The 11,121-nt window shown below is 63.0% G+C and carries 13 protein-coding genes; 7 read left to right on the forward strand and 6 right to left on the reverse strand.

Annotated elements, in window-relative coordinates:
• Positions 1–52: 52 nt before the first annotated feature.
• Both GBB14_RS05140 and GBB14_RS05145 read right to left on the reverse strand, forming a co-directional pair.
• The gene (locus GBB14_RS05140) at positions 53–832 is read right to left on the reverse strand and encodes a hypothetical protein (RefSeq protein WP_151529299.1); all 780 of its coding nucleotides are present in this window, start codon (positions 830–832) and stop codon (positions 53–55) included.
• Positions 833–939: 107 nt separating this feature from the next.
• The gene (locus GBB14_RS05145; protein WP_192796178.1) at positions 940–2,082 is read right to left on the reverse strand and encodes a UDP-N-acetylmuramate dehydrogenase; all 1,143 of its coding nucleotides are present in this window, start codon (positions 2,080–2,082) and stop codon (positions 940–942) included.
• Positions 2,083–2,106: 24 nt separating this feature from the next.
• On the opposite strand from GBB14_RS05145, the gene GBB14_RS05150 reads away from it, so the two are divergent.
• The 3 genes from GBB14_RS05150 to GBB14_RS05160 are packed head-to-tail and all read left to right on the forward strand — an operon-like array spanning position 2,107 to position 4,284.
• Positions 2,107–2,610, forward strand: coding sequence for a DUF2505 domain-containing protein (locus GBB14_RS05150; protein WP_151529300.1), 504 nt, complete (start codon positions 2,107–2,109; stop codon positions 2,608–2,610).
• A gap of 47 nt (positions 2,611–2,657) precedes the next feature.
• Entirely contained in the window at positions 2,658–3,479 is an 822-nt protein-coding gene (locus GBB14_RS05155; RefSeq protein WP_151529301.1) for a class I SAM-dependent methyltransferase, read from the forward strand.
• Positions 3,480–3,534: 55 nt separating this feature from the next.
• The gene (locus GBB14_RS05160; RefSeq protein WP_151529302.1) at positions 3,535–4,284 is read left to right on the forward strand and encodes a DUF2993 domain-containing protein; all 750 of its coding nucleotides are present in this window, start codon (positions 3,535–3,537) and stop codon (positions 4,282–4,284) included.
• Here GBB14_RS05160 and GBB14_RS05165 read toward each other — a convergent pair.
• Entirely contained in the window at positions 4,281–4,751 is a 471-nt protein-coding gene (locus GBB14_RS05165) for a hypothetical protein (RefSeq protein ID WP_151529303.1), read from the reverse strand. The genes GBB14_RS05160 and GBB14_RS05165 overlap by 4 nt on opposite strands.
• 138 nt (positions 4,752–4,889) lie before the next feature.
• Between GBB14_RS05165 and GBB14_RS05170 the strand changes: the two genes are divergently transcribed.
• From GBB14_RS05170 to GBB14_RS05185, 4 genes are read left to right on the forward strand one after another with little or no spacing between them, the layout of a single operon-like run.
• Positions 4,890–5,882 (forward strand): ABC transporter ATP-binding protein, encoded by a 993-nt coding sequence (locus GBB14_RS05170; RefSeq protein ID WP_151529304.1) that lies wholly within the window; start codon positions 4,890–4,892, stop codon positions 5,880–5,882.
• 35 nt (positions 5,883–5,917) lie between these two features.
• Positions 5,918–6,691, forward strand: coding sequence for an ABC transporter permease (locus GBB14_RS05175; protein ID WP_192796179.1), 774 nt, complete (start codon positions 5,918–5,920; stop codon positions 6,689–6,691).
• Positions 6,692–6,744: 53 nt separating this feature from the next.
• Positions 6,745–7,911 (forward strand): sensor histidine kinase, encoded by a 1,167-nt coding sequence (locus GBB14_RS05180; protein WP_151529306.1) that lies wholly within the window; start codon positions 6,745–6,747, stop codon positions 7,909–7,911.
• Positions 7,908–8,522: a response regulator transcription factor gene (locus GBB14_RS05185; RefSeq protein ID WP_151529307.1), complete on the forward strand. Its 615-nt coding sequence runs from the start codon at positions 7,908–7,910 to the stop codon at positions 8,520–8,522. The genes GBB14_RS05180 and GBB14_RS05185 overlap by 4 nt, the downstream gene beginning before the upstream one ends.
• Positions 8,523–8,570: 48 nt before the next feature.
• On the opposite strand, the gene GBB14_RS05190 is transcribed toward GBB14_RS05185, so the two are convergent.
• From GBB14_RS05190 to GBB14_RS05200, 3 genes are all read right to left on the reverse strand, one after another.
• The gene (locus tag GBB14_RS05190) at positions 8,571–8,837 is read right to left on the reverse strand and encodes a DUF2516 family protein (protein ID WP_370451579.1); all 267 of its coding nucleotides are present in this window, start codon (positions 8,835–8,837) and stop codon (positions 8,571–8,573) included.
• A 92-nt stretch (positions 8,838–8,929) separates the two neighbouring features.
• Positions 8,930–10,294 carry a DUF445 domain-containing protein gene (locus GBB14_RS05195; protein ID WP_151529309.1) on the reverse strand — a complete coding sequence of 455 codons (1,365 nt, stop codon included), beginning with the start codon at positions 10,292–10,294 and terminating at the stop codon, positions 8,930–8,932.
• Positions 10,295–10,764: 470 nt separating this feature from the next.
• Positions 10,765–11,097 (reverse strand): hypothetical protein, encoded by a 333-nt coding sequence (locus GBB14_RS05200; protein ID WP_151529310.1) that lies wholly within the window; start codon positions 11,095–11,097, stop codon positions 10,765–10,767.
• Positions 11,098–11,121 lie beyond the last annotated feature (24 nt).

Raw genomic sequence — 11,121 nt, forward strand, 5'->3', positions numbered from 1 at the left:
TTCGGACCTCACGCGAGGCCGCTGGGCGGCTCGCGCGGCTGAGCGATCCGGTCTACTTCCGCACGAGGTGAACCACCGCATTATCGCCGCCGCTGCAGGTGAAACCATCAGCCTTCTGCGGCACGCACTTCATCTCGTATTCCTTATTCGTCACCGGCGAGGTGGCGTGAATCGTGAACACATCGGTGGCATTGGCGTGGGGCACCATCTCCTTGGCCACAGCCTTCGCAAAGGGCTTCGTGGTCACGGAGCTACCGGTGTAGTACTCGAAGGTGTTCGTCGAGCCCGCATAGGTGCCATTGGGGCGGAAATGATCCCGCGGCTCAGTCGTGGTGGAGGGAGTGGAGGGAGATGAGCTCTCAGACGATGAGGTGGAGGAGGACGGACTCGAGCTGCTGGTCTCCGCAGGGGTGCTTTCCTCCTCGGTCACCGTCTCCACCACGGTTTCCACCACGGATTCCTCCTCAGAGCTGCTCCCGACCGCTTGAGTGGGGGTATCGTCCCCGCCACCGCCGCTCAGCACCCGGGCGAGCACCATGGCAGCGCCGACGACACACAGGCAGAGCACGATCACGCCCGCGATAATGGCGGCGGTCTTTCCCCCGGATTTCTTCGGCTGCTGCTGCGGTGGCGGGCCATAATTCTGCGGCTGACCATAGCCAGCGGCCGCGCCGGCGGGGGCGGCGAAATCCGCATCAGGCGAGTAAGGCTGCTGAATAGGCTGCATGTTCTGAGTGGGCGGATCCGTCTGCCCCTGCCTCGCTTGCCACTGAGGCTCATTGGGGTCGCGGAAAGGGCCGGACTGGTTGCCAGGGTTGCCAGTGTTCGTCATCGTTGCTCACTCACTTCTTGTGTCACGGCCGTACACGCCGCGGCGTAGATTGTCGGGGCTTGTTCGCCATTCTAAGGTTCCACCCAGACAATAGGGGTGGTTCCGCCTTAATCGAGGCTCACGCCCACCCAGATCGGTTCCGGTTCGAGGGTCACCCCGAGGCGCTCGCTCACCCCGTCACGCACCTCGCGGGCCAGTGCCACTAGGTCCGCCGAGGTGGCCGCACCACGATTGGTCAGCGCCAGGGTGTGCTTCGTCGACAGCCGCGCGGGCGCGTCTGGGCCGGGGTGGCCGCGGTGGAAGCCGGCACGCTCAATCAGCCAAGCCGCGGAAAGCTTGGCCCGCCCCTCGCCGCTGGGGAATACCGGCATCGCGGCGGCCTCCTCCTCACCCACGAGCGCCGCCACATTGGCGCGTACCGTGTCCACATCGGCAGCGTCGATGATGGGGTTGGTGAAGAAGGATCCGGCGGAGTAGGTGTCGGGGTCGGCGTCGTCAAGCACCATGCCCTTGCCGCGTCGCAGCGCGAGCACGGTCTGACGCACGGTGGCGGCGGCGCGACGCGGGGTGTCTTCCTCCGCGGATACCCCGAGCTCGCGGGCCAGCTGCCCGAAGCGCAGCGGCGCCGACAGACCATCGGTGCGGAGCTGGAATTCTACGGCCAGCACGAGGCCGCGCTGGGTGAACTTCAGGTTGGAGTAGCGATAGGACATCTCGAGGGCACTGGCGTCTACCCACTGCTCGGTGTCGGTGCTGCGGTCGTAGAGGTGCACGCGGGTGAGCACATCGGCGATCTCCACGCCATAGGCGCCCACATTTTGCACCGGCGTGGCACCTGCCGAGCCGGGAATGCCGGACAGGCACTCGATGCCGCCCAGGCCGGCCTCGACGCTGGCGGCGACCACATCGTCCCATACCGCGCCGGCCTCGGCCCGGAGCAGGCCGCTGTCGGCGTCCACCGTGATCGCGCGGAAATTCAGCACCAGGGACACCAACTCGAGGGGGCCGTCTGCCACCACGAGGTTAGAGCCGCCGCCGATGGGCAGCACGGGCGCGCTGGCGGCGTCGCAGAGCCGCAGTGCTTCTATCGCGGCCGTGGGAGTATCCGCCACGGCGGTGAGGCGCGGCTGCCCGCCGAGTCGGAGCGTAGTGAGATCCGCCAACGCTATGTCTTGGAGCGAAAGGCCCTCACACGCAGCAAGTTTCGATGCCAACTGGGAGTAATTAGGGGTGAAAGTCGAGTCGTCCACCCTTCTAACGGTAGTCTTATTGCCATGGCTACTCGTACAACTACCACCGTGACCATTAATTTCCCGCCCGCAGACGTCTACGCTGCGTTTGCAAACAAGGCGTATTGGGATCACAACACCGCCACCCTCTCCCCCGAGCCGGGCGAGGTGCACGAGTTCACTGCCGACGATAACGGCGCCAAGGCTGTGCTCTTCGAGGTCATGCCCACCGACATGCTGCCCGAAGCCGTGAGCGCCATGATCAGCCAGGCACTCAAGATCAAGCGCGTGGTTAACTACACGGCTCTCGAGGGCACCTCCACCGAGGGCTCTTATACCGCCGATGTGAAGGGCGCCCCGGTGGACTTCGAGGGCGAGATCGCCCTGAGTGGCGATGACTCCTCCACCACCCTCACCTACAACAACGTCATTACCGTGGACATCCCCTTCATGGGCCCGGCCATCGAGCCCAAGGTGGCCGATGCAGTGGGTGAGCTGCTCGCTAACGAGGCGAAGCTCACCGAAGAGTGGATTTCCTCTCACTCCTAGGCCGCTCGTGTCGCGACTCTCGCTGCGCGTCGAGGCGCTGTAATATCATGGCCGATCACGCGCATAACCTCGCCTTTTCTTCCCACGCCCTCAGCCGCCCGACGAGTGGACCTGTGGGCGTGGTGACGCGAGGAACCACCGGAGCACACCGCCTGCGCAAACTCGATCGCTGGTTGCACTACCAGCCCGAGGTGCGCAGGCTGCTGCGTTCCGTGGACGCGCCCCTCGCCATCGACCTCGGCTACGGGGCCTCGTTTCGTACCACCTGCGAGTGGGCCTACTGGCTGCGCCGCACCCGCCCCGATATTGCGGTGGTCGGTCTCGAAATCGAGCCCAGCAGGGTGCTGCCGCCGCGGGATGGGGTGCGCTTTGAGCTGGGCGGTTTCGAACTCGCCGGCTATCACCCGCATCTGCTGCGGGCCTTTAATGTGCTGCGCCAATACGACGCTGCCCATGTGCCCGAGGTATGGCAGGCGGTGGGCGAACGCCTCGCCGACGGCGGCATGTTTATCGACGGCACCTGCGATGAGCTGGGGCGGCGTAGCTCGTGGGTACTACTGGATCACCACGGTCCGCGCACTCTCACCCTAGCCTGGGACCCGCACCATACGCCGCGCCCTTCGCTGGTGGCCGAGCGGCTGCCGAAGATCCTCATCCACCGCAATGTGGCCGGGGAGCGAATCTATGATTTTCTGCGCGCCGCCGACGCCGCCTGGGATCAGGCGGCCGGCTGGTCGAGTTTTGGCCCGCGCATCCGCTGGCGGCACGCACTGGAGACCCTCGCCACCCAGTATCCGCTGCACGGCTGGCGCCGCGGGGTGCGGGATAATGTGGTGACCGTGGACTTCGCCGCCGTGGCGCCGCGCTAGCGCCCGCCGCCGGCCATAGTTGCCCACTCCCCCGTTTTCGAGCACACTGTTAGAGATGTCTGCTTCTCACGGGTCCTCGAAGTCCCCTATGAAAATTCTTATTGGCCTGCTCCTCGCCCTGCTGGTGATCGCGGTGGTGGCCGAGGTAGGTACCCGCTTCTATGTGGGTAAGCGCATCACTGAGGAAGTGCCCGGCTCCTCGGTGAGCTTCGGCGCCTCCCCGCTGCTGCTGGGTGCCGCCACGGGCACCGTCAATCACCTCACCGTCGACACGGAGAACACCCTGGAGATTGTCTCCACCGAGGCGCATCCCACGGAACCGACCGTCACCGGCACTCCGAAGGCCACCGTGGACATCGAGAACCTCGATATTCGCGGCAAGCGCCTCATGGCCGGTCACTTCGCCGCCGACGCCATCCTGCCCGATGAGTATCTCTTGGCCATGGCGCAGCGCACCAAGGCGGAGCGCAGCGATGGCAACTTCTTCGCCAGCCTCATCGAGGTCACCGATATCGACACCGCCGGCCAGAAGGTGCGGGTGCTCATCAATGACGGCCTCGCCACCCTCACTCTCACCCCACGTGTCGGCTCCAATCAGCTGGAATTTCAGGTGGATAGCGTCGAGGTGGGCACCGTGCGGCTTCCCGACGCCTTCTCCGAGGAAATTAGCCGCGCCCTTCAGGTAGCGGTCGCCGAAGCCACGGTGGATCTGACGATCACCGAGGTGGAGGTCGTCGATACTGGCCTGCGCGTGGTCGCGGTGGGCGATAATGTGGATCTCAACAGCCTACAGGAGCAGCTCTAAATCTCGACCCTGTCCGGGTAGAGTCGCCCGCAGCCGCGCGCTGCGACGGCGCTGATGACTCCCCGCACCCCCATGGCCCGTGCCTGCTCGGCACGGGCTTCGTGCTGTGCCGGGTCAGAGTCTGGGCCGAGCACGATCCACAGCCCAGCGGGCTCGGGAACTGCCTCCGTGAGCAGGGCGACTTCGGAGAAGAAATGGGATTCTTCGCCGGCTTGGTCGAGCATCGCCAGCACTCCCTCCGCCCCGGTCTGTACGGCGAGGCGCGCCTCGGAGGCTTTGATCAACGGCGCGTGGTTGCCGCTCGGCCAGCCAGCCGTGGAGAGCACCGGCACACTCGCGTGCTGTGCCACGTGCAGCTTGTGCGGGGGAATCACCACCGCAGCAGCGCCCTCCTGCACTGCCTGCTCTACGCGGGCGCGGATCTGCTCATCTGTCACGCCCGGGTGCAGGGCCATCAACCATGTCATGGCTTCTAAGGCTAGCGGATCACTGCACCCAGGGCGGCTGCTGGGCGGCGTCGATAAGCCTGCTCATGACAGATGTCATGTACACCGGTGGCAAAACACACTACATCCACCCCTACTCTGCCACCCATAGTGGATGTCATGACTACGCACCACGCCCCCACTGTTGATCCGATAGTTCGCGCCCGCGGCCTGCGGCACAGCTATCGCACCGGTTCTCGCACACTGCTAACACGACACTCGAGCTTTGAGGCGGTGCGTGATGTGAGCTTCGATGTGCACAGTGGGCAGATTTTTGGGCTTCTCGGCACTAATGGCGCAGGAAAAACGACCACCCTCTCCATGCTGGAGGGGCTGAGTAGCCCCACGGCTGGCACCGTCCGAGTGTTCGGACTCGATCCTCATACTGATCGAGCTCAGGTGCGCCCTCGTGTGGGTATCATGCTGCAATCCGGTGGGCTGCCGCGCGAGCTCACTGTCGCAGAGACGCTGCACATGTGGCGCGGCACCTGCTCTACACCCCGCCCTGCAACTCAGGTACTCACTGATGTCGATCTACAACACCGCGCCGAAACCCGCGTCGCATCGCTCTCCGGCGGCGAGCAGCGCCGTCTTGATCTCGCCTGCGCCCTCATCGGCGACCCGCTGCTGCTTTTTCTCGATGAACCTACCACTGGGCTAGACCCCGAATCGCGGCAGGCTACCTGGCAGTTACTGCGGGAACTCACCGCCCGCGGCATATCCATAGTGCTCACCACCCACTATCTCGACGAAGCCGAGGCCCTGTGTGATCGCATCGCCATCATGCATCACGGCAAGATTCACCTCCACGGCACCCTCCACGAGCTGATCTCCACATTGCCCGCCACCATCAGTTTCACCTGTGAACCCCAGTACACGCCCGCGCTTGTTGACGGAATCCGCGGCACCGTCAACGCACACGGCCCACAAGTACACATCAACACCAGCTATCTCCAATACGACGCCTACACAGTGCTTTCTCATGCCCATCAGCAACAGATCCCCGTGCAAGAGTTCAGCGCTAAACCTGCCAGCCTGAACCAAGTATTTACACAGCTCACGGATGACACAGCCCCCTTGCAGCAGATCACCAAGAAGGAAGAAACTCAGTGACCACAATCTCATCCAGATCTCGTTCCCCTCGCCGTGTGCTCTCACTCGCCCGCGCTGAGTGGATACAATTTCGCCGCAACAAAGTAATTCTCTTTATGTCCGTCTTCGTTCTGCTCCTCATCCCTGTGCTATTCCTGCGCGACATCTCAGGCGCCGAATCACCAGAGGCCTCCCGTACGGCCGCCTCCATGGCGCTGCAGATGCTGGTGCTCATGGCAGAGACGTTTGTGGTCTACTACTCTGTGCTGTCTATGGCCACCACCCGCAGAGACGAGGGCGTACTCACCCGACTGCGCACGGGGGAAGCCAGCGACCGCGAGATTCTTTTGGCGATCTGCATCCCGTCCTCGCTATTCGCATTGCTGGGTAGTATGCTCGGCGCAATTCTGAGCGTGGCACTGGGCTCCGCACTACCGATCAATATTGTGTTCTACCTACTGGCGATTGTCGGAGGAACGGTAGTTGCCGCCTCCCTCGCACTGATCACCTCCGCCTATACTTTCAACGCCGAGGCCGCGCAGGTGACCTCTTTACCTCTAATTGCCCTAAGCATGATCTCGCTTCCCGCGCTGCGTGATCTGCTGCCTGATACTCTCGCCGCCATCGCGGCTCGCAACCCCTTCGGCGTATTGCTGGACCTCATCCACCTAGGATGGACGGGTCAAAGCGACCCACTGGCCACACACGCCACCACCCTAAGCATGAGCGAAACCTTCAACTCCGGCAGCATGGTCGCACTGAAACTCGTGGCGTGGTGTGTGTTGCTCGTGCTACTTGTACCGAGAGTAATGCGCTGGGACCGCCGCTAAATTGCTAGCCGTGCCCAGGTTCCTACACCAACCGGCAGTAGAATGAGACGCCTATGAACTCGCTGATTCGCACCCCCGCTGCGCTCTCCATGGTTACTTGCGCAACACTGGTGGCTCTGCCGATGTTCGTGGTGATGATGAGCATCCCCAATACGGTGCAGTATGTGCTGCATACCGCAGGCATTTGGCCGCTATTCATCTACCTAGCCCTAGTGCTTCCCGCTTTCGCCCTCGGTGTCGGAGCGTTGTGTTTCGCCCCAGCCCTGCGCGTGCACACCTCTGCGAAGCAGTACCGTCTCTCCCGACTCTGCACCCGCTGGGGAGCTGCCTACACCGCTTGCGCGATTGGGTTAAGTGCGCTGTTAATCAACATTGGCGGGCAGGTAGGACTCTATGTCGGGGTGATGCTCTGGTTCAGCTGCAGTGTGAATGCCGGCTTCACTCTAGTGCCGTGGAGCAGGAACCCACTGATCATCGCCCTGCTACTCACCCTTGTGTTGATCCCTGTGATCGAGTACTTGGGGTGGCCGATCATGATCTGGCCACTGATCGGAGGAGTCTCCACGTGGTGTTCACGCTGGACCTTCGATGTGTTCAAAAATCAGCGGCGCATCCACGACGTGGAAGCGGCGCTTCAACTCTCTCAAGAGCGACTGCGCATCGCCCAAGAACTGCACGATAGCCTCGGTCATCAACTAGCTGCGATGTCCATGAAAACCCAGCTCGCCACGGCATTCGCAGAGAAAAACGATCCGCGTCTGGGTGCGGAACTACGCCAGTTACACACCCTGATCCATGATTCTTCCGAACAGATGCGGGAAGTGGTTCGCGGTTACCGCACCGTCGATCCTGCCAACGAATTAGACAGCGCCCGCTCCCTGCTCGTCACTGCCGGTATCGCTGTGAGCGTATACGGTGATTTCGAAGACTTAACCGAGCACACAATAGATCACTCGATGCTTGCTTGGTTTATCCGTGAAGCCACCACCAATGTGCTGCGCCACTCGAACGCCCAGCATGTAGCGGTAGAGATCAGCCCACAGTCCCTGAGTATCACTAACGACGGCGCCGCTAACCCCGTGGGCCCGCTCTCTGGGCTAGCTACTATACGCCAACGCTGCGTCCCGCTAGGGGGTTCGCTGTCACTCACCCAGCACTCAAATGATCGCGTCAGTGCGGTTTTGCACTGGGGCGCAACCGAGGAGAACAACACCCCATGACTCAGCCGCACAGTATCAGCGTGGCCGTGGCCGATGACGAAACACTCATCGCCACCTCCCTTGCCACCCTGCTCTCCCTCGAGCCCGATCTTGAGGTCCACACCACCTGTTTCTCCGGAAAAGAACTGCTGGACTGGGTGCGGGTGCATCCCGTAGACGTAGGCGTAGTGGATCTGCACATGCCTGACCTTGATGGCATTGCCATTACCGAGAAACTCACTGTCCTCGGTTGCGCCGTACTCATCATCACCAGCCACGCCCAGCCCAAAGGCCTTCGACACGCCCTCGCTGCTGGGGCTGCGGGTTTTCTGCCTAAAACGGCCACGGCAGAGGAGTTTGGCGCCGCAATTAGGGCCGTATACGCGGGACGACGCTACATCGATTCCTGCGTCGCCGCTGCGGCCTTCGACGCCATCCCCAACCCACTAAGCGCGCGGGAACAACAACTACTCGAGTTAGTGCCCGAGGGAAGTAGTGTAGATCAGCTCGCTGCCGCCGTTCATCTCGCCCCAGGGACGGTTCGCAATTACCTCAGCTCCGCTATTACTAAAACCGGTGGGGCCAATCGCTTCGAGGCTTATAAGCTCGCCGCAGAAGAAGGATGGGTCTAGCCTAGGGAGAATGTTCGGCGAGTTCGCCCCCTTGAGCGCTAGATACAGCTAGTAGTAGTCGCCGTTGAGGATGCTCTTGATCTGGGGGCGTACATCCCACCAGTAGACGCCGATGACGACGATGCCGACCCAGGCGAGAATCGGGAAACCGATGAGGGTGGCGAGGGTAGAACCCAGCACCATGCCGAACCACGTCCACTTGTCCTTGCGGCCGGCGGCCTCGAAAGCGTCGGGGCGGGTATTGGCGATCAGTACAGCGCCAAGCGCGCCGGCGATGGCGACCGGCCAGTAGAGGATCATGGTTAACAGCGACATCAGCGGAGCTCCTTAGACAGCGGGCGTCGTGGCACCCACCTTACCGTCTCAGCAGCGAGACACCTCTGGCGGGTGCGGGGAATAAACGGCGCTTAGAGGGCGCCGAAGAGAAGGTGGGACAGCGAGTAGATAATCAGTCCCGCCAAGGCACCGACGATGGTGCCGTTGAGGCGGATGAACTGCAAATCCTTGCCCACCATGAGTTCGATCTTGTCGCTGGCCTCCTCGGCGTCCCAGCGCTCGATGGTCTCCGAGATGATCGCGGTGATCTCATCTGCGTAGTTATTGGCCAAGAAAGCCGCACCATCGATAATGCGACGCTCCAGGGAGGCACGCATCTGCTCATCCTCGCAGATCCTGTGGCCCCAGTCGCGCGCGAATGCGGTGATCTTGGTGCGCAGCACCGAGCTGGGATCCTCGGCGGCCTCCACAATGGAGGAGGATACACCCCGCCAGATGGCGGCGGGGGCGCCCTGGATCGCGCTGGAGCCGAGCACATCGGCCTTCCAGCTCTCCAGCTTGGCGATGGTCTCCGGATCGTGCTGGAGATCATGGGCCAAGCGGGCCACCACCCGGCGCATCTCGCGGCGGGCCTCGTGGTTTTTATCGCGGGCCACAGCGGCCGTCCACGCGGTGAGCTCGCGATAGACCTTGTCCGATACGAGATCATTAACAAAACGCGGCGCCCAGCTGGGGGCACGCTCGCCGAGGATGCGGTCGATGAGATCCTCGGAGGCACGGGCCTTCTCATCCGCCCAAGCGGCGACGGCATCCACCACCGGCTCGGTCTTGCCTTCCTCGATCAGCCCCTCGAGGATGCGGCCAGCAGGTGGCCCCCACTCCGGTTCGGCGAGGCGATCGATGAGACCGCGCTGGATAATGGCCTCCGCCTCTGCGGGGTCCAACTCCCGCACAATGGCGGCGAGCAATCGGCCGGCCTCGGCAGAGGTGCGCTCCGCATTGCCCTCGGCCACCAGCCACTCGCCGATGCGCTCGGGGATCCGGGCCTGGGAGACCTTCTCTGTAATGAGCTCGGCGTTGAGGAAGTTATCCCCCACGAAGCCCGCCAAGGACTCGCCGATCTGGTCCTTCTTATTGCGCACGATCGCGGTATGCGGGATCGGCAGGTGCAGCGGATGGCGGAAGAGCGCGGTCACCGCGAACCAGTCCGCCAAGCCGCCGATCATGCCGGCCTCGGCGGCGGCGCGCACGAAGCCAACCCACGTGGCGGTGTCGCCCGGCTGAGCTTCCAACCAGCGGCAGAAGAGATACACCACGGTGGCCAGCAGCAGCAGGCCGGTGGCTATGGCCTTGTGTTTGCGCAGGCTGCGGCGGCGCTCGGCCTCCGTCTCTGAGGAGGGGCCGGGAACGGCCAGACGCCCCGAGGTGGGGTCGGGGGCAGTGGGCGCGGTAGCCTCCGCCTCAGATACAGCGGGGCCGAGTGAGTGTCGTCCCATGGATGTTGTCACTCTCAGCTAGGTACTAGGTGCAGCCTCCGCCTCGGATGGGGCGGCGGCTGGGATGAACTGTTGTACTATAGCGCATCTGCTGCGATGCGAGCGAGATGTGCCCAGCACACAGGGTATTCCTGCGCCACACTCTTCCGGCGCGGGCGCGGGGTGCGGCCTAGATCATGGACAGGCCGGTGCTGATGAAACGCAGCCCCACGAGCAGAGTGAGGATGGTGATGAGCACCATGAGAATAATCCAGCGGGTGCGGTTATTCACGGGCACCTCCTCTCCGCTGCACTGGGGAATGACATAGCCAAAACCGCCGGGCCAGATCTTCGGGGATCCGACTCGGCGGCTCTGAGTTGAACACGGAGCGCTGACGCTTCACCCGCGCCAGTCAGCTCGTTCCACCCGCCCCGCTGTGCGGGGCCGCGGTGGTGAGGTACTGAACGAGGTTGAGGGGTATGTCAGCGGCCTAGTTGTGGCGTCCTGTGCGCTTGACGTACGCCTTGTAGTCGCGGCGACCGTACTTCACGAGGCCCACTCCGAAGAGCAGCACCGCGAGGGTGGCGACCGCACCAACCATGACGTAGGTGGAAGCGTTGGCCTGGGAATCCACCGAGCCTGAAGCCAGGCCGAACAGGATGATGCCGGAGAAAGCGATCGAGGAGAGGAGGATGCCCATACCCCACCAAGTGGAGCTCTTGAGCAGCGAGGAGTGCGGTGCCTCCAAGCTCACGGGATCATAGCCCTCGATGTAGTTGTCCTCGATGCGCAGTTCCTTGTCTGAAACCTTCTTCGCAGACATACCCTTGCCTTTCGTTCAAGTTAA

This window comes from Corynebacterium sp. 51B (genome assembly GCF_008930785.1).
Classification (GTDB): domain Bacteria; phylum Actinomycetota; class Actinomycetes; order Mycobacteriales; family Mycobacteriaceae; genus Corynebacterium; species Corynebacterium megadyptis.